Origin of the sequence: Nocardia africana NBRC 100379 (assembly GCF_001612635.1) — a bacterium.
GTDB lineage: Bacteria > Actinomycetota > Actinomycetes > Mycobacteriales > Mycobacteriaceae > Nocardia > Nocardia africana.
In genome coordinates this window covers 34,311-58,320 of sequence record NZ_BDAV01000015.1, presented here as the reverse complement: position 1 = coordinate 58,320, position 24,010 = coordinate 34,311, and the positions used below count along the sequence as shown (strand labels likewise).

Below are 24,010 nucleotides of genomic sequence, written 5' to 3'. Positions count from 1 at the left end.
GTGCCGTGACCCGACCGCGCACACTGACCCGCCGCGGATTTCTCACCGCCACCTCGGCGGCCGCCGGACTGGCCCTGTCGGCGTGTGCGGGGATGGGCGGCAACACCGGAGCCGGCGGCGACCCGAACACGATCATCTTCTGGTCGAATCATCCGGGCACCTCGAAGAATCAGGAAACCGAGCTGATCAACCGGTTCCACGCACAGCATCCCGATCTGACGGTGAAGCTCGTGGACGCCGGGCGCAACTACGAAGAGGTCGCGCAGAAGTTCAATGCCGCGCTCACCGGCGGTGCGCTGCCGGATGTGGTGGTGCTCTCGGATGTCTGGTGGTTCAACTACGCGCTGAACAAGGCGATCGAACCGCTCGACGAGCACATCGCCGCCGCCGCGGTGCCGCTGGCGGACTACGTCGACAGCTTCGTGGACGACTACCGGTTCGCCGGCAAGCTCTGGGCATTGCCGTATGCGCGCTCGACGCAGATCTTCTGCTACAACCGCGGCCTGTGGGCCCGCGCCGGACTGCCCGACCGTGGCCCGCAGAGCTGGCAGGAGTTCGATGAATGGGGACCTGAACTGCAACGCGCCATCGGCGCGGGGAAATGGGCACACGGCTGGGGTGACGCCAAGAACTACCTGGCCTGGACATTTCAGGGACCGAACTGGACCTTCGGTGGCGCCTACTCGGATCGGTGGACCCTGAAGTTCTCCGACCCCCGCACGGTCGAGGCGGGAAACTTCCTGCGCGACATGATCAATCGCAAGCGCTACGGCGCCATCCGCCCGCAGCTGGCCGTGGATTTCGGCACCGGAGTGGTGGGGTCGGCCATCACCTCCACCGGCGACATCAAGGGCATCGTCGCCAATGCGGCGGGCAAACTCGACTTCGCCACCGCGTTCCTGCCGCATCCCGACGGACCGGGATGTACCACCGGCGGTGCCGGACTCGCGATTCCGTCGCGCATCTCCGATCAACGCAAGGCCAATGCCCTGCGCTTCGTCGAGTTCATCACGAATCCGGTGAACACCGCCTACTTTTCGCAGGCCACCGGCTATATTCCGGTGCGCAAGTCGGCGGTGCACGATCCGTCGGAACAGCAATTCCTCGCCGCCAACCGCAATTTCGCGACCGCCGTCGATCAGTTGCCGCTGACCCGCTCACAGGACTACGCCCGGGTGTTCCTGCCCGGCGCCGATCAGATCATCGGCACCGGGCTGGAACAGATCGGACTGCAGAACCGGGATGTGACATCGGCCTTCGCCGACATCACCGATCGCCTGCAGACCATCTACGACCGGCAGATCGAACCGAAGCTGCCGCGGTAGCTACCAGATCCGCACGCGCTCGGAAGGTTCCAGATACAACGCGTCACCCGGTTCGACACCGAACGCCTCGTGGAAACCGTCCAGATTGCGGACCACACCGTTGCACCGGAACTCCGGCGGAGAATGCGGGTCGACGGCCAGCCGGCGGATCGCCTCCTCGTCGCGGGCCTTCGTCCGCCACACCTGCGCCCAGCCGAAGAACACTCGCTGCAGCCCGGTCAGTCCGTCGATCACCGGCGGCTCCGCGCCGTCGAGTGAGATCTTGTAGGCCTCCAACGCGATCGAGAGCCCACCCAGGTCGCCGATGTTCTCGCCGATGGTGAATTCGCCGTTGACTTTGTGACCGGGCAGCGCCTTCGGTTCGAACTGGTTGTACTGGTCGATCAACGCCTTCGTGCGCTTACCGAATTCGGAGCGATCGGTCTCGGTCCACCAATCGACCATATTGCCGTCACCGTCGTACTTGCTGCCCTGATCGTCGAAGCCGTGGCCGATCTCGTGCCCGATCACCGCACCGATGCCGCCGTAGTTGGCGGCGTCGTCGGCGTTCATGTCGAAGAACGGCGGTTGCAGAATCGCCGCGGGGAAGACGATCTCGTTCATGCCCGGGTTGTAGTAGGCGTTCACCGTCTGCGGCGTCATGAACCACTCGCCACGATCGACCGGGCCGCCGAGCTTGTTCAGGTCGCGGTCGTGGTCGGCGGCATATCCGCTGCGGTAGTTCCCCACCGGATCGGCGGGATCGATACGAACCGCGGAATAGTCGCGCCAGGTGCCGGGGTAGCCGATCTTGGGGGTGAAGCGCTCCAGCTTGGCCAAGGCGGCCTCGCGGGTCTGCGGGCTCATCCACTCCAGTTCGCTGATGTTGCGGCGGTAGGCCTCGATCAGATTCGCCACCAGCTCCTGCATACGCTGTTTCGCCTCGGGCGGAAAATGTTCGGCGACATAGATTTTCGCCACCGCTTCGCCGAGCAGATCCTGCACCAGCGAGACGCCGCGCTTCCAGCGCTCGCGATTCTCCTGGGCGCCGGTGAGAATGCGGCCGTAGAAGTCGAAACTCTCCTCGACCACCGCGGCGGTCAGATACGGCGCTCGGGCCCGCAGCACCCGCCAGCTCGCCCACGCCTGCCAGTCCTCGAGCGGCTCGGCGGCCCACAACTGCGCGAAAGTACGCGCGTAATCGGGCTGGCGCACAATCACTTCGGCGAACAACTCGGGTCCGGAGGCGGAGACACCCTCGGCCAGCGCCTCGGCCCACGCGGTCCAGTCGAATTCGGGATTCGCGGCAGCGAGATCGGCGAAAGTGGTGAGGTTGTAACTCAATTCGGCGTCACGACGGCGCACCACGTCCCAATGTCCGGCGGCCAGTTTGCGTTCCAGTTCGAAGACGCGCTGCGGGTCGTACTCGATCGCGGCCAGCTGGAACATGCGCCGGATGTGCTCGACGTATTTGGTGCGGATCTCGGCGTAATCGTCGTTGCGGTAATACGATTCGTCCGGCAGCCCGAGCCCGGACTGGGTCAGGTTGACCAGATAGCGCTGCGAATTCTTGTCGTCGGTATCGACGTAGGCGCCGACCGCCCCGCCGACACCGGTGCGTTGCAGCCGGCCCAGCAGCACAGCGAACTCGCGGCGATCACTCACCTCGCGCACCGCCGCCAATTCCGCGGCGATCGGGGTGAGCGCGGCGGCCTCCACCGCCTCCTCGTCCATGAAGCTGTTGTAGAGGTCGGCGATCTTGCGCGCCTCCTCCTCGTCCGGCACCGACGCCGCGGTTCCGGCCGCCAGATCCTGGATGATCTTCTTGACGTCCAGTTCGGCCTGGTCGTAGAGGGTACGGAACGCTCCGTCGACCGCGCGATCGGCGGGGATGTCGTAGGTGTCCAGCCATTTGCCGTTGACGTGCGCGAACAGGTCGTCCTGCACCCGCACAGCGTCGTCGCGATAGGTCAGATCGATGCCCGAGGGAGTCGTCACGTCGAAAGTCACGACCTCCAGTATGCCGACGACGGCGTCGCGCCGCCGCCGCATTCAGCCCTGAGCAGCGGTGGCCGCCGGGATGCGGTCGAATTCGCCGTCCCCGGCGCCGGCCAGGAATGCCTGCCACTCGCCGCGGGTGAAGGACAGCTCAGTGGTGTCGTGGACCAGTACCGCGCCGCCGTCCGCGGCCGGGCGAATCTGCAGGTCGCCTTCGCTGCCACCGTGCAGGACCAGGTGGAGGAATGTCATCCAGGCGGAGGCGTCGACGGTGATCACCGGCTCGAGTTCGGGCCTGTTCGCGGAGGCGCGGCGGTATTTGCTGTCGCGGATCAGCACCGCGTCACCGTCGAAACGCACCTCGACGCACTGATTGCCGTTGTTGGTGCGCGTGGAGGTGAACCAGGACGTGACCTCCGGCCGATACCTCGCGGGGGTGGGCATGGGCAGAGTTTACATGGCTGCGTATTTCTCGATCAGCGCCAATGACTCTGTGCGAGTGAGGGATTGATCGAGCGCTCGCACGAATGCGAACGCCAGATCGTGAACCTGTTCGGGATTGTCGACCGGTCCGCCGAAGACCGCGCTCTCGGCCCAGCCGAAGGTCGGCAGGTATTCGGAGGCGAAGTCCAGCAGATGAAAACTCGCCCCGCCGAGGATCGCGCCGTCGGGAGCCGCGAACGGGATGACCCGGATGTCCACGTTCGGCCTGGTGCGCAACAGCCCGGCCAGATACTCCAACTGTGCGCACAGCACGACCTGGCCGCCGACCTGCTGCAACAGCGTCGCCTCACCGACCACCGCGGTGAGGGCGACGGGGTCGTGCCCGTGCAACCGCTTGCGGCGCCGCATCCGCATCGCGACCAGCTGTTCGACCTGTGCCGGGCGAATCATCACGTCCGCGGCGATCAGCGCCCGCGCATACGCCTCGGTTTGCAACAGACCCGGAATCACGAGGCTGTCGTAGCTGCGAATACTGTCCGCGCCGTATTCCATCCCGTAGTAGCGCTGTAGTTCCGGGCCGATCAGGCCCGATCGGGTCCACCAGCCACGCTCTTTCCCGGCGGCCAGCAAGGCGAGCAGTTCCGCGCGTTCCCGCTCATCGACGGCGAGCAGATCCAGCACCGGGCCGATGGTGTTGGCGGTCAGCACCCGGCGGCCCTTCTCGACATGCGACCAATTCGCCGGGGTGAAGCCGACCGCGCGGGCGAAGCCGGCCGAGTCGAAGCCACGGTGTTCGCGAAGTTCGCGCAGACGGCGGACCAATTCCCATCGAGCGACCACTGGCGAGGGAGGGGCCATGCGGGCAGATAGTACGCCGGCCGCCGCGACACGCCCGTGACTATTGTCATTTCAACTGTACGGCGATACGGTCTGCGTATCGGTGGCACTGCACTCGACGACGAGACGAGGTTCGCCATGAGCACGCGCGACCCGCTGGCCGGCGCGATCGAACCGAATATCACCACCATCACCACCGCGCCGCGCGCTGTCACCCAAGAAGCCCTGGTCCGCTGTCGTCGCTACCGCAAGGAGAACGGGCTCTACGGCATCGTCGAACCGGTTCGAGGTCGCATCCTGTTGGAAATAGGCCCGGTCGGCGCGATCACCGTGCCGGCCGCCCTCGGAGCTCCCATTCGCGAATACCTCACCGTGCGCGGACATCGCGGGCCGATCATCGGACATCCGCGTTCGGCACGCTGGACGTTCCTCACCGGACACGTCGACGAATCGGCGACCGACGCCGCCATCGCCTCCGATATGTTCCATCGCTGCGCCGCACTGGTCGCCCCGGGCACCACGATCGTGCTGCCCTCACCCGCCGACGAACGCACCGGATACCGGGTCTGGATCGATTCACCGCACAGCGACTACCGGCCGGAACTGGCCGAGGTGCTCACCGCAACCCGCCAGTGCCGGCCGGACCCGTACTGACCCCGCTCAGGAGGTCGGCCGCGGGCTCAGCGTCACGCTGTACTTGTTCTCCAGCGTCTGATTCCAATCACGCTGGCACTGGTCGATCTTCGACTGATCGCCGTTGGCCTTGTTCACGCAGTCGAGGAAGTCCTTGCCACCGTTGTTGACGAAGAAGTTGACCCCGATCGCGGCGATCACGATTCCGGCGATCAGCCCGAGCAGTCCCAGGACCAGACCGGCCATCGCCATACCGCCCCCGGCCGCGGTTCCGCGCCGCGCCTTGACCGTCGCGATGATGCCGAAGATCAGGGCGACCAGGCCGAACAGGATGCCACCCAGCACCGTCCAGCAGGTCAGCAGGGCGATGATGCCGAGGACCAGCGCCGTGATCGCCAGCCCCTTGCCCTTGGGCTGCTCCCACGTGCCCTGTCCCGGCGGGCCGGGATAGCCGCCCGCGGGCGGCGGGGGATATCCGCCCGGATACTGTCCCGGCTGCTGGGCGTACTGGCCGGGCTGCTGGGCGTACTGGCCGGGCTGCTGGGGATATTCGCCGGAGTGGCCGGGATACTCGCCCGAGCGCCCGGGTTGTTCACCGCCGGACTGCGGATACGGTTCCGGCGGGGGGTAGTTCCCGGGCGGTGGATTCTCGGTCATCGCTGTCCTCTCCTCGGACGCACGTGCCTCGACGGCTGGGTCTACCGACTCTATTGGCCGCCGAGACGTGCGTGCATTTCCCACACCAGGACTTCCGCCGGAACGTCGGCGACGATGCGCTGCCCGCCACTGCGGGTCATCCGCACCGCGTCGCCCTCGTAGAGGGTTCCGACCCCCTCCATCTCGACCTCGCCGCGGGCGACGAAGACATGCAGGTAGGGCGCCTCGGGCAGGGTGATCGCCTGCCCCGCACCGGTTCCCGCCGCGCCGGGCATGCGCCCGACGTGCAGGGCGGAATGGCTGCTGCTGATCGCGATCGCGGTTCGATCGCGGTAGCGCGGCATCCCCGTGGCGACCGTGATCAGGCCGCCGCGGTCCAGTTCGTCATCGATTTCCAGTTGCTGATATCCGGGAGTAATTCCCGGCTCGTCCGGTACTACCCACATCTGCACGAAATGAACCGGTTCGGAATGCGGAGACGTGCCGCCCTGTTCGGGCGGGAGCCGCCACGAATCATTCTTTTCCGAATGCAGAATTCCGGTTCCGGCACTCATTCGCTGCGCCAATCCGGGATAGATGACACCGGCATGTCCCAGCGAATCCTGATGGACCAGAGAACCGTTCAGAACCCAGGTGACAATTTCCATATCGCGATGCGGATGAGTGTCGAATCCCTCGCCCGGCAACACGATGTCCTCGTTGTTCACCAGCAGCAGCCCGTGATGGGTGTTCTCCGGATCGTAATGCTCGCCGAAGGAGAACGAATGCTTCGAATCCAGCCATGCCACACGGGTTTTCATGCGATCGCCGGCGCGATGAACATCGATGTGTGGTGTCGTGAGTGTGGACAACGGGGGTCCTCCTCTCGAGCTGCTGTCGAGGCCGCCGGGTAGATTCTACCGTGGCTGTGCACCGGCCCCGCACATTGATCCGGAGGTGAACCGAAATGCGACCCGACGCTGCGCGGCGGGCCGCGGTGGCCGCCGCCGTCCGCCGGCCCGGAATGCCGCGGCTGGCGCTGATCCGGTTCTCCGGGCAGTTCGGCGACGGAATGTTTCAGGCAGCGCTGTCGGGTGCGATTCTGTTCAATCCCGAACGTGCCACCGACCCGCTGGCGATCGCCGGCGGGTTCGCGGTACTGCTGCTGCCGTATTCGGTGATCGGGCCGTATGCCGGAGCGATGCTGGATCGCTGGGACCGCCGGATGGTGCTGTTGGTCGCCAACGCGCTGCGGGCGGCGTTGATCGTGGTGGCCGCGGTCGGGCTGTCGGCCGGAATCCGGGATACGCCGCTGTTGCTGCTGGCACTGGCGGTGGTCGGGATCAGCCGATTCGTCCTGGCCGGGATCTCGGCGTCGCTGCCGCGGGTGCTGGAACAGCGCTGGCTGGTGCCGATGAACTCGGTGCTGGCCACGGTGGCGTCGGGATGTGCCGGAGCGGGAGCCGCGGCCGCGGTGGCGATCATCGGCGCGATGGGAGCGGGCGATGTCGCGAGCGGTGTCGCGGTGGCGGCCAGTGCCTGTGGGTCGGTGATCTCGGCGGTCGCGGCGATCGGTTTCGCGCGACACCAACTCGGACCCGAACATCGCATCGGGGCGGCCGGGCGCGGTGCGGCCGCCGAATCCGTGCGGGCCGTGCTGACCGGGCTGCGCACCGGCGCCCGCGCGGTCGCCGAATCGCGGGATTGCACCACCGCGATGATCGGGGTCGGCACCCACCGCATCGTCTTCGGCGCGAACACCCTGCTCATGGTGCTGGTCCTGCGCCGCCCCAACGAATCCGGCATGTCGGCGAGTTCGGGGCTGGTCGGCTTCGGCGTCGCGATCACCGCGGTCGCCGCGGGCATGCTGGCCGCCGCGGTCCTGACGCCGCTGCTGATTCCGCGCCTCGGGCGCCCGCGCACGGTGGTCGCCGGTCTGTCGGCGGCGCTGCTGGTGCAGGCGACACTGGTGCCGCCGATCACCGTCGCCACCGGTGCGGCCGAACACCGCGCCCACCAACTGCTGCTGGTGGGCGCGTTCCTGCTCGGCCTGGCCGGGCAGATGGTGAAACTGACCGGCGACGCGACCCTGCAGATCGATGTCGACGACGCCCGGCGCGGACAGGTATTCGCCCTGCAGGACACGATTTTCAACATCACGTTCGTGGTCGCCGTCGCCGTGACCGCCCTGGTCATTCCCGCAGACGGCCGTTCCCTCGGGGTGGTCGCGGCGGGCGCCGGACTGTACGCGCTGGGTATCGCGGCGATCGCGGTGAACAGCCGCCGGCGCGCGCCACGCGGTTCCGCATGTTCGCAGACGCGATCCGAGTGATCGGTTAGATTGTTAGCCGCTGTGCTCGGTCCCAGCTGATGCGGTGACTGACAGTGCATGTCACCAGCGGTGCGAGTGGTAGTCGAGGAGTGCGGTGTTCGGGAACAACGCGAGGGGGAGAGCTGCTGCCGGCCGACCCGCGGCGGCGCGCGGCGTCACCCGCACCGGAAAGCGCTGTGTCTCGGCGTTTTTCACGCCCGCGGTCACCGGACTGCTGGTGTTCGGCACGGTCGCACCCGCGCCGGCCTCGGCCGAACTCGCGCCGTGGGCGCCACCGCCGAAGAACGCGTGCGGCGAAACGGGTTTCGATCCGTTGGCCCGCCAGCCCGATCCGAATGCGCCTGCGCCGCCGATCCTTCCGCCGCGCATCGATATCCCGGTGCCGGTGCCCGAGATCGTGCCCGTTCCCGTCCCGGGTCCGCGACCGGACAACACCCGTATCGTGCCGCAGCCCCTGCCCGCGGACCCGTGCCGCAACCCGTGCCCGGATATTCGCGATACGCCGAAACCGCCGCCGACCGAGGACCCCTCCGCGCCGGGCGAATCCGCACCCGGCTCCGGTTCGGCATCCGGCTCGAACAGTGGCTCGGGCACCGGGTCCGGCTCCGGGTCCGGCACGGGCTCGGGGTCGAATTCCGGTCCGTTCAATCTGCCGAATATCAATATCAATCCGGAACCCGAACCGATTCCGATCCCGATTCCCGGTGGCGAACCGCCCGCGCCGGAGCCCCCGCCGCATCCGGTGCACCCGTCGACCGACCCGGGCGCGGTCGTTGCCGCGCCCGCACCGCGCACGGTCGAGAACGTGAAACTGGTCAACCAGGTGACCGGCCACGGCTCGGTCAACCGCACCGATATGCGCTGGCAGGTCGACGGGACCGACCTCGGCATCATGTGGGAGACCAAGCCCGGCCAGGTCGCGGTGGTGTTCGGCGACACCTTCGGCAAGGGCTGGGAGTACGGCCAGGCCGGCGGACCGGACTGGCGGTCGAACGTGCTCGGGTTCAGCTCCGAACGGGATCTGTCCAAGGGCCTGATCATCGACGACATGGTGCAGGACAGCCGCTGCCACGCCGCCGAACTGCTCGACAGCCGCAAGATCAAGAACTTCGAGACCACGGTGATCCCCACCTCCGGATTCGCGCTCGGCGACCGGCAGTACATGAGCTACATGTCGGTCAATCACTGGAGCAAGATCCCAGGGATGTGGTGGACCAACAACGGTGGTCTGGCCTACTCCGACGACGGCGGCAGCACCTGGGTCAAGGATCAGTACGCCAAGTGGGACAACATGTTCGGCATCGATCGCTTCCAGGTCACGACGATGGTGCCGCACGGCGATTACGTCTACATGTTCGGCACGCCCAACGGCCGCATCGGCATGATCGGCCTGGCGCGGGTGCCGAAGAAAGAAGTACTCAACAAGTCCGCGTACCAGTACTGGGTCGACGGGACCTGGGCGCCGGCGCAGGAGAACCGCGCCACGCCGCTGATGCCCGGCATCGCGGGCGAGCTCTCGGTGCGCTACGACGACTCGAGCCGGCAGTGGCAGATGGTGTACCTGGACCCGGCTCGGCACGCGATCGTGCTGCGCACCGCGACCGAACCGCAGGGAACCTGGACCGACGGCACGCTGCTGGCCGACACGAACGACTACCCGAAGGCCTACGGCGGATTCATCCACCCCTGGTCGACCGGTAAGGATCTGTACTTCACGATGTCGGCCTGGGACAGCTACAACGTCTACCTGATGCACGCGACGCTGAACGACCCGGAACCCGACGATCCGTAGGTCCGCGCCTCACCGCGTGGGAAAGGTCATTCGCAGCCCCTGGCGAATTCACCGGCGGCCAGTACTCTCGAATCAATCATGGCCACCTATTTCGATCCCAAATCCTGGTCGCCGTTGCGGGCAGTGGACCTCGGCCGACGGCTGTTCGACCCGGAGTTGCTGGATCAGTGGACGACCTTCACCACCGCGTGGCTCGACCCGGTGGCGGATCTCGGCGCGGGTACGGTCACCGCACTCATGCCGGATGTGCTGATGACGCTGCTCAGCGAGGGAATTCTGAGTCGCTTCGGCGGCCGGGAGGTCACCGCGACCCTGCTCGGACACGATCTGACCGCGATCCTGCAGACCCTCAAGGTGCGCCGCCGCGGCGCCCACTTCCAGACCAAGACGGTGCTGACCGAGCTGCGCTGGAACGGTCATCCGGTCGAGGAGATGACGGTGATCGCGCACGGGGTGCGGCTGATCCCCGGCGTCCCGACGAAGGTGCGCACCGCCGGACTCGACATCACCGGCACCGTGACCACCGCGGCCCTGGTCGAGTGGCTCAACGAGAAGCGGCTGGACTGGCGGTTCGAGGTGCATCCGAGCGGTTTGATCAGCGCGCGGCATCGCACCCGGAAATTCCAGGCGCTGGTCGACGCCGCGATCAGTGACAACCTCGTCACGATCGCGGTCCATCAGGCTGCCTGGTCGGGCGTCCGGGTGCCGCGGCGCTGGGTGTCGGTGGCGCCGGTCACCCTGGCCGACCTGCCCAACGACGTGCGCATCGTGCGGGCCGACCGCCAAGGCGGCCGGGTGCATTTCCGGCTCGAATTCCCGCAGGTCACCGGCTCGTTCGATCTCGGACAGATGCGGGCGGCGATCGTCGCCGGCACGACGCTGATCGTGTTCTGAGACGGTCCGGCGGATCCGCCGATCCGGGTTCCAGCGCTACTGTCCGCCGGCGTTCCACCATTCGAGCAGCGCGGCCTCCGCCTCGTCGCGAGTCAGCGGACCGCGATCCAGCCGCAGTTCCTTCAGATAGCGCCAGGCACGGCCGACCTGCGGACCCGGCTCCAGGCCGAGCAGTTCCATGATCGCGTTGCCGTCCAGGTCCGGACGCACCCGCTGCAGATCCTCCTCCTGCTGCAGGCGTTCGATCCGGGTTTCCAGATCGTCGTAGGTCGAGCGCAGCAGTGCGGCGCGGCGCTTGTTGCGGGTGGTGCAGTCCGCGCGCACCAATTTGTGCAGCCGCGGCAGCAGGTCGCCGGCATCGGTGACGTAGCGGCGCACCGCCGAATCGGTCCACTGGCCCTTGCCGTAGCCGTGGAACCGCAGGTGCAGATACACCAGCCGCGCCACGTCCTCGGTGAACTGCTTCGGATACTTCAAGGCGCGCATGCGCTTTCGCACCATTTTCGCGCCGACGACCTCGTGGTGGTGAAAGCTGACGCCGCCGCCGGGCTCGTTGCGCTTGGTCGGCGGTTTACCGATGTCGTGCAGCAGCGCGGCCCAGCGCAGCACCAGATCCGGATCGCCCTGCTCCTGGTCGATGGCCTGGCGCAGCACGGTCAGCGAATGCTGATAGACGTCCTTGTGCTGATGGTGTTCGTCGATCTCCAGTTTCATCGCCGGAACCTCGGGCAGCACCCGCTCGGCCAGCCCGGTCTCGCACATGATGTCGATGCCCTCGGTGGGGTGTTCACCGGCGATCAGCTTGTCCAGCTCGGTACGGACCCGCTCGGCGGTGATGCGGCGGATCTCGTCGGCCATCAGCGCGATCGCCACCCGCACCCGCGGCGCGACCTCGAAGCCGAGCTGGGAGACGAAGCGGGCCGCGCGCAGCATGCGCAGCGGATCGTCGTTGAACGAATCCTCCGGCGCCGCAGGCGTATCCAGCACACCGGCCAGTAGCGCGTCCATGCCGTCGAGGGGATCGACGAATTCCAGTTCACCGGCTCCGCCGACGCGTACGGCCATCGCGTTGACCGTGAAGTCGCGGCGCACCAGATCACCCTCGAGGCTGTCGCCGAAGGTCACCTCCGGATTGCGGGAGATGCGGTCGTAGTTGTCGCTGCGGAAGGTGGTGATCTCCAGCTGCCAGCCCGATTTCGACGCGCTCACCGTGCCGAACGCCAAACCACCGGTGTCCCAGAGGTTGTCGGCCCAGCCGCGCACGATCTCGAGTACGACCTCGGGCCGGGCGTCGGTGGTGAAGTCCAGATCGGTGCCGAGCCGGCCCAGCACCGCATCGCGCACGCTGCCGCCGACCAGATACAGCTCGTGGCCGCGCGCGGCGAACAGGCCGCCCAGCGGAGTCAGCACATCCGAGAGCCGGCCCAGGGTGATCGCCGCCGCGGCAAGCAATCGCGTCCGGCGATCATCGTCGGGGTCGGACACGGCCCTTCCTTTCACTTGTGTGCCGTCCTCCACTTCTGCGTCAACGGACTTCGGCGAAACCACGGAAACGCAGCTTAGTTGGTACGCACTCGCCGGTCCCCGCCCGGACCGGCCGCACGACACCACCGTGGTGCGGCATGACACTCGGCATCGAACACGTTCAGTGCATCGATCCGGCGCGGCTAGACTGACCCGGTGTCTCCGGCCGATCGCGCGAACAGTCGACGCCGCCAGCCCCGGCGCCGCGGTTCGGCCGGTAATGCGGCGAAACCTCGCATGCGCACCGTCCGGGAAACCTCCGCCGGCGGGTTGGTCGTCGACGGACTCGACGGCCCCGCCGACCAGCGCTGCGCCGCGCTCATCGGGCGCACCGACCGGCGCGGCCGGCTGCTGTGGTCGCTGCCGAAGGGCCATATCGAGGAGGGGGAGACGGCCGAACAGACCGCCGTCCGGGAGGTCGCCGAGGAGACCGGCATCAACGGCCGGGTGGTCGCGGAACTGGGAAGCATCGACTACTGGTTCGTCACCGAAGGCCGTCGGGTACACAAGACCGTGCACCATTACTTGATGCGGTCGTTGGGGGGTGAGCTCTCCGATGCCGACGTCGAGGTCACCAAGGTGGCCTGGGTGCCGTTGAGCGAACTCGATTCCCGGCTCGCCTACGCCGACGAGCGGCGTCTGGCCGAGGTCGCGAATCGGCTGATAGATCGGATGGAGAGCGGCAGACAATGACGCGTGCGAGTCGCAGTGGGCACCGCTGGGTGCTACTGCTCGTCTCGCTGGCGCTCGCCGTATTGAGCGTGCCGTCGGCCGGGTCGAGCCATGCGCAGCCCTCCGGGTCGGGAGGTCCGACCGCCGCGCCGAAGTTCCTCAAACTCACGCTCGATTCGGTGTCGCCGAGCACGATCACCACCACCAGCGATTCCGTCCTCGCGCTGACCGGCACGGTGACCAACATCGGCGATCGCGTGGTGGACGACGTCAGCGTGCGAGTGCAGCGCGGGGCGGCCATCACCGAACCCAGCGAATTGCGGTCCACGCTGCGTCAGGACCAATCGAGCTTCCCGGTCAGCGCGCAGTTCCAGGACGTCGCCGACCAGTTGGGGCCCGGGCAGCGCAAACAGTTCACCCTGCGGATCGGGGTGCGCGAGGGCATGTCCAACACGGCCGCCAATCCGCCGGTCACCGACTCGCTCGGCATCACCGAACCGGGCGTGTATCCGCTGCTGCTGAATGTGAACGGCGAACCGGCTTACGGCAATCAGGCCCATCTCGACGATGCGCGGTTCCTGCTGCCGGTGCTCGGCCTGCCGGCCCTGCCGAACGGCTCCGATGCCGCCGCGGAGGGCGCACAACCGGTTCCGGCCGCACCGCAGCCGCCGGTGGCCACCACCATGGTGTGGCCGCTGGCGGACCGCCCCCGCATGGTCGCCGGCATTCCCGGTTCGGTGGACGGCAAGGCGCTGCTCACCGACGACGAACTGGCCGGGGAACTGGCCGCGGGTGGCCGCTTGGATCAGTTGCTCTCGGCGCTGGAGTCGGCGCTACGGTCCGATCCCTCGCACGATTCCGGGCGCTCGGGCGCCGGGCTGGCGGGATCGCTGTGCCTTGCCGTGGACCCGGATCTGCTGCTCACCGTGTCGAGGATGACCGAGGGATACCGAGTGCTGGCCTCGCCGTCGGATCCGGACGGGCCGACGCGCGACGGTACCGGACCGCAGGCCGCGCGGGCCTGGCTCGACCGGCTGCGTGCGCTCGCGCCGACGATGTGCACGGTGGCGCTGCCGTTCGCGCAGGTCGACCCGACCGCGCTGGCCGGCGTACACGATGCGGATCTGGTCGCCCGCGCGATCACCGCGCCCGCGGATATCGTCGATTCGCTGCTGTCGGTCAAATCCGTGCGCGGCGTGAGCCTGCCCGCCTCCGGAGCCATCGGAGCCGATGCCGCGACCATGCTGACCGAGCGGGGTTTCACCACCGCCGTCCTTTCCGGCAATGCCGTGGCCGAGGCCGATTCAGTCAGTACCGCAACGGGTTCCGGGCGCGGCGAGGCAACGGTGCGCAGTACCGCCTCCGTCGCCGCGAATATCGCACCGGTGGTTCCGGAGATGGTTCGCCTGCCGGCCGCCGCGGCGAAACCCGAACCCACACCACCGGCGCCCGATTCCGGGCTGAAGGTCGCGACCTTCGACATGTGGTCGGCGACTGCCCTGGCCGCGGTCGGCTCGAATCCTCCGACTCCGGCGTTCACTCCCGACCGGGTCCGTTACGCGGTCACCAACGACTCGCGCACCGCTCGACTGCAGGACGCACTGGGCGCGCTGACCTGGCCGGTGCTGAATACGACCGAGACCCGTCCCCGTGCGACCCTGCTGATGCCACCGCAACAGTGGGGGGCCGACCGCGACGAGGCCGGAGCATTGCTCTCGCACCTGGAACTGATGTTCCGCAGCGGGTTGGCGACCCCGCGTTCGTTCACGGATCTACTGGCCCAGCCGGTCGATCCGCGCCCGTACGACCTGGACTACTCCGGTGACGCGGTGGCCCAGGCGGTGCCGGATCGATTCGTCGCGCCCGTCGGGCAGCAGGAGCATCGCATCGATGACCTGATGAGCGCCCTGGTGGAGGTCCCCCAGCAGGAGCCGACGCCGCGGACGTTCCTGACGCCGCTGCGCGACGATCTGATCCGGGTGCTGACGCTCTCGGATCGCACCGGCACCGATTCGCAGGCCGATACCGTCGCGCAACGACGACTCGAACAGACCACCCGGACCATGGACGGCTTGTTCTCCTCGGTGAGTGTGCTGCCGCCGGGCGGGGTCTACACCCTGGCCTCGGAGCAGAGTCCGTTGCTGCTGGTCGCGCGCAACGATCTGCCGGTCGCGATCCGGATCCGGTTCAAGATCGGGGCGCCCGCCGAGACGAATATCACCGATATCGGTGAGCAGCAGCTTCCCGCGGAGGGTACTCGGTCGTTCCAGATTCCGACCAAGGTGAGCGACAGCCGTAACCTGGTGATTCCGATATCCCTTACCACACCGGCCGGAGTGCCTCTCGGCAATGCCACCTCGGTTTCGGTACGTTCGAACGCTTACGGTCAAGCGTTGGCGATAATTACCGCATGTGCCGGTGCACTGCTGTTCCTGCTCGCCGGTCGCCGCTTGTGGCGCCGCTTCCGGGGACAGCCGGATCCGGCGGACAAGGGTTTGGACCCCGGAAAACGACGCAGGCTCAACCGATACCTGCGCGCCCGCAAACGAGTACTGCAGGAAGAGGAGGCACAGTGAGCGACAATCGCGCAGCGGCTTACTGTGCCGACCGGGTGCGGGTGTCCCGCAGGTCACGAGGCACAGTGAGCGACAATCGCGCAGCGGCTCGCCGTGCCGACCGGGTGATTCACGGGCCGGACCGAATGCCGAGCAGACCGGAGGCCCGGTGACCGAGTACGACGGCCCCGTCGTGCCCGATCAGGCCGACGACGAGCAGTTTCCGCGACGCGCACCCGCCGCGCCGTGGGAGCGTGGACCGCGTCGGCTGAGTCCCGATCCCTCGATGCCGCCCTCGGGCGCCAACGGTGCCGTGCCCAACGGCGCGCCGCCGCATCGCTTACCGAACGAGGCCCGGCCCGATCCGGCTGATCCGCGCCGGCCGCTCAGCGGCCCGATTCCGCAGGTGCCTCCGGCGGGCCGGATGCCCGGCCCGAGCGGGTCCCGGCCGGCACCACCGCCACGCCGGCACACGCCGCCCAGCGCACCGATGCCCCAGACACCGGGTGCCGGCCCGCGCCAGATTCCGCCCGGGCCATCGCCTCGTCCGACACCGCCGAACCCGCCCGACGGGTCCCGGTATCCGGGACCGCAGAACCCACCCCGCCGGCAGAGCCCGCCGAGCGCGCCCATCCGCCGGACGCCGCCGAATACGCCGCAGCAGCCGCTACCGCCGAACGCCCCGCCGAGTGAGCCGTTCCGTCAGGTCCCCTCGACGGAACGCCGAGGTGCGCGCCCGCAACCGGACGTCCCGCCGCCGGGGCGGCCGCGGCCACCGCAGCAGGGTCATCGTCCGCCGGTCGATCCCCAGTTCCGGGATCCGCAGAACCGGGATCCGCGCCGCCGGGATCCCCAGCGGTCCTATCCGCCGGGCCCGCCCAGCGGCCCGGTCGACCAGGTACCTCGCGCACCCCGGCCGGAGCGGGCGATGCCGCGCCACATCGCGCCGTCCGAGTCCGCCGAGCCGCGGCGCCGACCGGTGGGGGAGCGCCCGGCCGGCCCGCGTCCCGATTCGCCGCGGCCGACACGCGCGCGGAGTGATTCGCCGGGTCCTCGCACAGCCCAGCAGGCAGTGGTCGAACCGGAAGCGGAAGAGTCGTCGAATTCGCGGTTGGTTCGTGATTCCGGCTCCATCGCGGTCGCGACGCTGGTCAGCCGCATCACCGGCTTCGTCAAGCAGCTTTTGCTGGTCACCGTGCTCGGCCCGGCCATCGCCAGTGCGTTCACGGTCTCCAGCACGATCCCGACCATGATTTCCGAGCTCCTGCTCGGTGCGGTGCTCACCGCCATCGTGGTGCCGACCCTGGTGCGCGCGGAGAAGGAGGATGCCGATCGCGGCGCCGCCTTCGTCCGCCGCTTGGTCACCGCCGCCTTCACCGTGCTGGCCATCGGAACCGTCCTCGCCGTCGCCGCGGCACCGGTGATGACCACCCACGTCTTCCTGTCGCACGACGGCAAGGTGAATACCGCGCTCACTACGGCGCTGGCCTTCTTGTTGCTGCCGGCCATCCTCTTCTACGGCATGTCCGGCCTGCTCATGGCGATCCTGAACACCCATCAGGTGTTCAAGCCGGGGGCCTGGGCTCCGGTGCTGAACAACGTGGTCGTGCTGGCGATTCTGACCCTGTACGCGGTCACGCCGGGAGAGATCAGCCTCGATCCGGTACGGATGAGCGATCCGAAGCTGCTGGTCCTCGGCGTCGGTGTGACCGTGGGTGTCATCGTGCAGATGGTGAGCCTGCTTCCGGCCATCCGGCGGCTGGGAATCGATCTGCGCCCGCTGTGGGGAGTGGACGCCCGGCTGAAACAGTTCGCCGGAATGGGCGCGGCCATCATCCTGTACGTGTTCATCAGCCAGATCGGCTGGACCATCGCCACCCGGGTCTCCTCGCACGCCGACGTCGCGGGCCCGACCATCTATCAGAACGCCTGGCTGCTGCTGCAGTTGCCGTACGGCGTGCTCGGCGTGACCCTGCTGACCGCGATCATGCCGCGGCTGAGCCGCAACGCCGCCGCCGACGACAACCCGGCGGTGGTCGACGACCTCGGCGTCGCCACCCGCTTGACCATGATTTCGCTGGTACCCGTGGTCACCTTCCTCACCATCGCGGGTCCGCAGATCGGCCAGGCGCTCTACGGCTACGGCCATTTCGGCAGTGCGGACGCCGGTCGCCTGGGCGAGGCGGTGTCGTGGTCGGCGTTCACCCTGATTCCCTACGCGCTGGTGCTGATTCACCTGCGGGTGTTCTACGCGCGGGAACAGGCCTGGACACCGACCTGGATCATCCTCGGCATCACGGGCGTCAAAATCGTGTTGTCGCTGCTCACGCCGGTGTTCTTCAGCGACGATCAGGTGGTCGTCGCCCTGGGCGTCGCCAACGGTCTGGGCTTCGTGACCGGCGCGGTGATCGGCGGCTGGCTGCTGCATCGCAGTCTCGGCGATCTGCGGATGGCCAACGTCGGGCGGACGATCACGCGGGTGGTGCTGGCCTCGGTGGCCGGGGCCGCGGTGACGCTGATCGTGGACGAGATCCTGGGTCTGTCGCGCCTGGACGGCGGAATCGCGTCGGTACTGCGGGTGGGCTTGGACGCGATCGTCATGTTCGGCGTGGCCTTCGGATTGATGCGCCTGGCGGGCATTCCCGAGATCGTCGCGATCACGGTCGCCGTCTCGCGCCGCCTCGGCTTCACGCCGCCGGCGCCCGACCTCGGCTTGGACGACACCGCTGCCGATATGCACGACACGATGGTGCTGCCGCGCCCGGATCTCGCAGCTCCGTACTACTACCGCTACGACCCGTATACCGACGCCCAGACCATGGTGTTGCCGGTAATCCGTCCTGGTGCGGTTGACCGCACCGCTCAGGGCGAGTTCCCGTACCCTGTTCGGCAGAGAAACGCAAATGCCGGTGCTACACCGGCGCAACGAACTTCGACATATCAGGGCGAAGGAGGAACGAGGGTGAGCGACGACGCGGCGGAGGGCCAGCCTTCCGCCGAGGCTGCCGACGCGGCAGGCGCAGTGCGCACCGACGACGTCCCGCCCGGGAGTGTTCCGCCGGCCGACCGCACTCGGGATTCCGCATCCGACCATACGGACGCGTCGAACGCCGCTGCGGCGCCCGACGCCGAGGCCGGTGTGCACGGGGATGCCCCCGACGCGCCGAACGCCGCCGGTGCGGCGCCCGCGAGCGGCAACGGTGCGGACGCCGCGCCTGCGCCCGATGGGGTGCCACCGCGAGACCCGGCCTACGACACCGGCATGCTGCCGGTCGGTTCGCCGGAGATGCCCCCCATGCGGGTGGAACCGCCGGCCCGGCGGGCACCGCGCGGTCCCAAACTGATTCCGGGCGCCTCCGTGGCGGGTGGCCGCTATCGGCTGCTCGCCGATCACGGCGGTGCGCGCGGACTGCGGTTCTGGCAGGCCTTGGATGTGAAACTGGACCGCGAGGTCGCCCTCACCTTCGTCGATGCCGATCAGAAGGCCGCCGACAATCCCGGCCACGACGGCCCGCAGGCCATCCTCTCGCGCACGCTGCGCCTGGGCCGGATCAACTCGTCCGGTTTGGCCCGCGTGCTCGATGTGGTGCGCGGTAGTTCCGGCGGCATCGTGGTCGCGGAGTGGACGCCGGGCCGCTCGCTGCGGGAGATGGCCGAGACCATGCCGTCGCCGATCGGCGCGGCGCGGGCCATCCGCGCCCTGGCCGCGGCGGCCGAGTTGGCCCATCGCGGCGGCGGTTCGCTGTCGATCGACCATCCGGACCGGGTGCGCATCAGCGCGTCCGGCGATGCGGTGCTGGCCTTCCCGGGCACCTTGGCCGATTCCGATGCCCAGTCGGATGTGCGTGGCCTCGGCGCGATGCTCTACGCGTTGATCACCGCCCGCTGGCCGATCCGCACCGGCGGTGTCACGGGTTCCGCGGCGACCGTCGGTGGACTGCAACTGGCCGATTTCGGAAGCGACGGCTCTCCGGTGGAACCGCGCCAGATTCGGCCCGAGGTGCCGTTCGAGATCTCCGCGGTGGCGGTCCGCTCGCTCGAGGCCGACAAGGGCGTGCGGACGGCGGCGACCGTGCAGCACGTGCTCGAGCAGGCCTCGGTCGTCGACCAGAAGACCGATTTCATCCCCGTTCTGCGCCTGGGCCAGCGCGCGGTCGCGAATCCGGACGAAACCCTCGCCGATCCGGAACTGCTCGCCGCCGAGCGCGAGCGGTCCCAGCGCATGCTGTGGATCCTGGTGGGTCTGGGTGTGCTCGCGGCGTTGGTGGTCGGTGTGATCATCTGGTGGCTGCTGAGCATCTTCGCGCCGGGCTCGGCCGACCAGCCGCTCAACGAGCAGCAGCGCAAACTGGGCCTGACCACGGCCAGCGTCGCACCGACGACACCGGCGGCGCAGTCCGCGGGACCCGCGCCGACCACGGCCGCCGGAGTTCCGCTGCAGGCGACGGGCGTATCGGTCTACTCGCCGGAAGGAACTCCGGACAGCCCCGGCACCGTGTCGGCCCTGTTGGACGGTAATCCGACCACCACCTGGCACACCGATCAGTACTTCCAGCAGTTCCCGGCCTTGAAGAAGGGGATCGGGGTCCTGGCGACGCTGCCCGGCCCCAGCAAGGTGAGCAAGGTCGTCATCGATTCCGCGTCGCCCGGCACGGTGGTCGAGGTGCGAACCTCGCCCACCGCGGTCCCCACCCTGGATCAGACCCAGCTCGTCGGCCAGGCCACCCTGGCCGACGGCACCACCACGATCCCGGTGCAGTCCGATCAGCCGGCCCGCTACGTCCTGATCTGGATCACGCAACTGGCCAACAACGGCGGCCAGTTCCAGTCGTCGCTCGGCGACATCCGCTTCGAGGCAGCTTCCTGATTCGTGCCGGCGCGGCCGGTGGTTGTCCCGGCCCGTGATATCGCCTCGCTCTGGTTGCTACCGATTCGTAATAAACGTTATGATTCACAGCGCGCTCTCAGCAGGGGAGCTTCCTGGGATCTGGTGTCTCGGTCCTGGATGATGCGGAATTTGCGGCCTGTCCGGTGTAGGACTTCGTGCCGCCGTGAGCGCTGTCCAAGGGGTTTGTGTGTCGTTCGAAGCGATCGCCAGTGGGGGGACACCGGAGTCGTCTGCTGTTCGTCGTCGCTCGATCGATCCGGACGAAACCACCGATTTCGAATTGCTTTCCGCCCATGTCGCGGGCGATCGCGATGCTTTCGGCATTCTGTTCCGCCGCCATTACAACCGGCTGTGGCAATTGGCGCTGCGCACCTGCCGCACCCCGGAGGATGCCGCCGATTCGCTGCAGGACGCACTGCTGTCCGCGCACCGCAATGCCGCCACCTTCCGCGGGGACGCGGAAGTACGCAGCTGGCTGCATCGCATCGTGGTCAACGCCTGCCTGGATCGTATGCGGCGCAACAAATCCCGTCCCGCGACGTCGCTGTCGGACGAATCGGTGGCCGAACCCGCGGTGGAACGCGACGACATCGCGCAGCGCGAGGTGAGAATGGTCGTCGCCGCGGCTCTGTTCACACTGCCGCCCGATCAGCGAGCAGCGCTGGTTGCGATCGACATGGAAGGGTATACCGTAGCGGAAGCGGCGCAGTTGCTGGGCGTCGCCGAGGGGACGATCAAAAGTCGCTGCGCCCGTGGCCGTAAACGGCTGGAACAGGAATTGGAATTCCTGCGAAATCCGGGGAACCGGACGTAGCCGAGAAGCGTCATTACTAACAGACGGACAATTATTCGTTGTGCTTGCCGCCGCATCGCTGCGATGACAGGCGCTACATCATGAGGCCGGACCCGGAGAGGCGATGGACGACAAGGGCGAATTCGCCGCGCGGCGACGCCGTTCCGGGGTGTGGGGCGACGACGCGGACACAGGAGGTGTGATGGCAGCCCGTTCCGTGCCACGCCCTCCGTTCTCCACCGATCTCCTGGCCGATCTGCACGCCGACAACGTCCCCCCGGAGCAGGCCGAGCTGCTGTGGCCACAAGTTCGCCGGGATCCCGACGCCGTCCGTTTCCTGCACTCGCTCGACGGCGTCAGCGCCGAATTACGCGCGCTGAGCCTGGACGACCGCATCCTGCACCCGATACCGAGCCCGGTCGCGGCCCGGTTGGACGCGCTGCTGGACGAGTTGTCGCGCGGCGAGCAGCCGCAACCGGTCGCCACCGTCCACCAACTCCACCGTGACGGCTCGGGCGGTGAGCCGCCCTCGACCCGTCCCATGCCGGCTCTCGACGCGGTACCGCAGGAGCCGGTATCCCAGCATCCGATTCCCGACGAGTCGATTCCCGACGAGTCGATTCCCGACGAGTCGATTCCCGACGAGTCGATTCCCCCAGAGCCGCCGACGCAGGACGCCGACATCTCCGGCGCGGCGCCTCCGGAGGAGCCGATCGTTCTGGACGGGCACCGTGCGAAGCGTTTGCGCTGGTTCACCGCGGCCGCGGCGGCGGTGGCCGTCATCGCGGGAACCTTGGTCGCCGTCGACGCGGTGACCGATCGCACGGTGAGCCCGAAGGCACTACCCGCCGAACACGGCAGCACCGTCGCCCTGGACGACGAGCTGTCCTCCGCGGCCGTGCTGAGTGCTATGGGGCGCAACGACGTCATCGGCCCGCTGTCGGGCCCCGGCGCGATGGCCGGCTGCGTGAAGGCCGCTGTCCCGGACCGCACGGTGCTCGGCTCGACGAATGTCACATATCGCGGTGAATCGGCCGTGTTGATCCTGCTCACCGGCCCGCGTCCGCCCAAGATCACCGCGCTGGTCGTCCGGACCGGTTGCAGCCCAGCGGATCCGCAGATCCTCGATATGCGCGATATCGGCTGACATCATTCGGCGCGCGCGGACGTCACATCCGCCGCGATGTTCTCGGGCGCGGCCTCGAGCACAGCCGGTCGGCTGCGGGAACATCTACGTTTACCCTGTTGTTGACCGACACGCCTGTTGAACACACTTCGGAAGGGCATCATGAGCACGCCTGTACGCGATCTGATCATTGTCGGCTCCGGCCCCGCCGGCTACACCGCCGCGGTCTACGCTGCCCGGGCCGAGCTCGAACCGTTGCTGTTCGAGGGCACCCAGTTCGGTGGCGCGCTGATGACGACGACCGAGGTGGAGAACTTCCCCGGCTTCCGCGACGGCATCATGGGCCCCGACCTCATGGAAGAGATGCGTGAGCAGGCCAAGCGCTTCGGCGCGGATATTCGTACCGAGGATGTCGAGGCGATCGATCTCTCCGGCCCGGTGAAGTCGGTCACGGTCGGCGGCGAGGTCTACCAGTCCTACGCGATCATCCTGGCCATGGGTTCGGCGGCCCGCTACCTGGGCGTACCGGGGGAGCAGGAGCTGCTGGGCCGCGGTGTCAGCGCCTGCGCGACCTGTGACGGCTTCTTCTTCAAGGGCCAGGACATCGTGGTGGTCGGCGGTGGTGACTCCGCCATGGAGGAGGCGACCTTCCTCACCAAATTCGCCTCCAGCGTGACGATCGTGCACCGCCGCGAGGAATTCCGTGCCTCCCGCATCATGCTCGAGCGCGCGAAGGCGAACGAGAAGATCCGCTTCCGCCTGAACTCCGAGGTGGTCGAGGTGCACGGCGACACCGCCGTGACCAGTCTCACCCTGCGCGACACCAAGACCGGCGAAACCTCCGAGCTGGCGGCCACCGGCCTGTTCGTGGCGATCGGCCACGACCCGCGTAGCGAATTGGTCCGCGGCCAGGTCGATCTCGATGCCGAGGGTTACGTGAAGGTGCGCGAGCCCGGCACCGCGACCTCGGTGGACGGCGTCTTCGCGGCCGGCGATCTGGTCGATCACACCTACCGCCAGGCCATTACCGCCGCCGGCACCGGCTGCCGCTCGGCGATCGACGCCGAGCGCTGGCTCGCCGAGAAGGGCGACATCACCAGCAACACGCTCGACAACGCCGGCAACCCGGTGGAAGTGACCGCCGGCTGATCACCCCGAACCCTTCGAATATCGCGTCATCGCACACCGCTAGGAGTACCGCCATGTCCGAAACAGCCACCAAGACCGTCACCGACGCCACCTTCCAACAGGATGTGCTCGGCAGCGACAAGCCGGTGCTCGTCGACTTCTGGGCCTCCTGGTGCGGTCCGTGCAAGATGGTCGCCCCGGTGCTGGAGGAGATCGCCGCGGCGCACGGCGACAAACTGACCGTCGCGAAGGTCGATGCCGATGCCAACCCCACGAGTTCCCGCGACTACGGTGTGATGGCGTTGCCGACGATGATCCTGTTCTCCGGCGGTAAGGAAGCCAAGCGCATCGTGGGTGCCAAGGGCAAGGCCGCCCTGTTGCGCGAACTCGAGGGCATCATCTGAGTCGTCCCGTTCGAGGCCCCGGGTCACAGCACGTCGCGAGCGTGCCCGGC

The 24,010-nt window shown here is 68.0% G+C and carries 18 protein-coding genes; 12 read left to right on the top strand and 6 right to left on the bottom strand.

Annotation, left to right across the window (positions count from 1 at the left end):
* The first annotated feature begins 5 nt into the window (after window positions 1-5).
* Window positions 6-1,325, top strand: coding sequence for an ABC transporter substrate-binding protein (locus NA3_RS26715; protein ID WP_227995612.1), 1,320 nt, complete (start codon window positions 6-8; stop codon window positions 1,323-1,325).
* Here the strand turns inward: NA3_RS26715 and NA3_RS26710 are convergent, their stop codons facing one another.
* The 3 genes from NA3_RS26710 to NA3_RS26700 are packed head-to-tail and all read right to left on the bottom strand — an operon-like array spanning window position 1,326 to window position 4,604.
* Window positions 1,326-3,356: a M13 family metallopeptidase gene (locus tag NA3_RS26710; RefSeq protein ID WP_084491894.1), complete on the bottom strand. Its 2,031-nt coding sequence runs from the start codon at window positions 3,354-3,356 to the stop codon at window positions 1,326-1,328. It lies immediately after the preceding gene.
* Window positions 3,357-3,746 carry a DUF397 domain-containing protein gene (locus NA3_RS26705; protein WP_062966415.1) on the bottom strand — a complete coding sequence of 130 codons (390 nt, stop codon included), beginning with the start codon at window positions 3,744-3,746 and terminating at the stop codon, window positions 3,357-3,359.
* Between the two features lie 9 nt (window positions 3,747-3,755).
* The gene (locus NA3_RS26700; protein ID WP_062966414.1) at window positions 3,756-4,604 is read right to left on the bottom strand and encodes a DUF5753 domain-containing protein; all 849 of its coding nucleotides are present in this window, start codon (window positions 4,602-4,604) and stop codon (window positions 3,756-3,758) included.
* Between the two features lie 117 nt (window positions 4,605-4,721).
* Between NA3_RS26700 and NA3_RS26695 the strand changes: the two genes are divergently transcribed.
* Window positions 4,722-5,237 carry a hypothetical protein gene (locus NA3_RS26695; RefSeq protein ID WP_227995613.1) on the top strand — a complete coding sequence of 172 codons (516 nt, stop codon included), beginning with the start codon at window positions 4,722-4,724 and terminating at the stop codon, window positions 5,235-5,237.
* A gap of 6 nt (window positions 5,238-5,243) precedes the next feature.
* On the opposite strand, the gene NA3_RS26690 is transcribed toward NA3_RS26695, so the two are convergent.
* Window positions 5,244-5,873 (bottom strand): DUF4190 domain-containing protein, encoded by a 630-nt coding sequence (locus tag NA3_RS26690; protein WP_063917772.1) that lies wholly within the window; start codon window positions 5,871-5,873, stop codon window positions 5,244-5,246.
* A gap of 50 nt (window positions 5,874-5,923) precedes the next feature.
* Window positions 5,924-6,724, bottom strand: a complete 801-nt coding sequence (locus NA3_RS26685; protein ID WP_128145016.1) for a pirin family protein — start codon at window positions 6,722-6,724, stop codon at window positions 5,924-5,926.
* Window positions 6,725-6,819: 95 nt separating this feature from the next.
* On the opposite strand from NA3_RS26685, the gene NA3_RS26680 reads away from it, so the two are divergent.
* The 3 genes from NA3_RS26680 to NA3_RS26670 all read left to right on the top strand — a co-directional run bounded on the left by NA3_RS26680 (window position 6,820) and on the right by NA3_RS26670 (window position 10,870).
* On the top strand, window positions 6,820-8,184 hold the full coding sequence (locus NA3_RS26680) for an MFS transporter (RefSeq protein ID WP_062966412.1): 1,365 nt from the start codon (window positions 6,820-6,822) through the stop codon (window positions 8,182-8,184).
* Between the two features lie 211 nt (window positions 8,185-8,395).
* Window positions 8,396-9,976: a DUF4185 domain-containing protein gene (locus NA3_RS26675; protein WP_062966600.1), complete on the top strand. Its 1,581-nt coding sequence runs from the start codon at window positions 8,396-8,398 to the stop codon at window positions 9,974-9,976.
* 78 nt (window positions 9,977-10,054) lie between these two features.
* Window positions 10,055-10,870, top strand: coding sequence for a hypothetical protein (locus NA3_RS26670; protein WP_062966411.1), 816 nt, complete (start codon window positions 10,055-10,057; stop codon window positions 10,868-10,870).
* A 36-nt stretch (window positions 10,871-10,906) separates the two neighbouring features.
* Here the strand turns inward: NA3_RS26670 and NA3_RS26665 are convergent, their stop codons facing one another.
* Entirely contained in the window at window positions 10,907-12,355 is a 1,449-nt protein-coding gene (locus NA3_RS26665) for a CCA tRNA nucleotidyltransferase (protein ID WP_062966599.1), read from the bottom strand.
* 195 nt (window positions 12,356-12,550) lie between these two features.
* On the opposite strand from NA3_RS26665, the gene NA3_RS26660 reads away from it, so the two are divergent.
* From NA3_RS26660 to trxA, 7 genes are all read left to right on the top strand, one after another.
* Entirely contained in the window at window positions 12,551-13,087 is a 537-nt protein-coding gene (locus NA3_RS26660) for an NUDIX hydrolase (protein ID WP_062966410.1), read from the top strand.
* Window positions 13,084-15,642, top strand: a complete 2,559-nt coding sequence (locus tag NA3_RS26655; protein ID WP_062966409.1) for a DUF6049 family protein — start codon at window positions 13,084-13,086, stop codon at window positions 15,640-15,642. The genes NA3_RS26660 and NA3_RS26655 overlap by 4 nt, the downstream gene beginning before the upstream one ends.
* A gap of 907 nt (window positions 15,643-16,549) precedes the next feature.
* The gene (murJ, locus tag NA3_RS26645; RefSeq protein ID WP_062966407.1) at window positions 16,550-20,488 is read left to right on the top strand and encodes a murein biosynthesis integral membrane protein MurJ; all 3,939 of its coding nucleotides are present in this window, start codon (window positions 16,550-16,552) and stop codon (window positions 20,486-20,488) included.
* A 271-nt stretch (window positions 20,489-20,759) separates the two neighbouring features.
* Window positions 20,760-21,323 carry an RNA polymerase sigma factor SigM gene (gene sigM / locus NA3_RS26640; protein WP_062966598.1) on the top strand — a complete coding sequence of 188 codons (564 nt, stop codon included), beginning with the start codon at window positions 20,760-20,762 and terminating at the stop codon, window positions 21,321-21,323.
* A gap of 181 nt (window positions 21,324-21,504) precedes the next feature.
* A complete protein-coding gene (locus NA3_RS26635; protein ID WP_128145017.1) occupies window positions 21,505-22,449 on the top strand; it encodes an RsmA family anti-sigma factor in 945 nt (314 codons plus the stop codon).
* 141 nt (window positions 22,450-22,590) lie between these two features.
* Window positions 22,591-23,577 (top strand): thioredoxin-disulfide reductase, encoded by a 987-nt coding sequence (trxB, locus tag NA3_RS26630; protein ID WP_062966405.1) that lies wholly within the window; start codon window positions 22,591-22,593, stop codon window positions 23,575-23,577.
* Window positions 23,578-23,630: 53 nt separating this feature from the next.
* Entirely contained in the window at window positions 23,631-23,960 is a 330-nt protein-coding gene (trxA, locus tag NA3_RS26625) for a thioredoxin (RefSeq protein ID WP_062966404.1), read from the top strand.
* The last annotated feature ends 50 nt before the right edge of the window (window positions 23,961-24,010 follow it).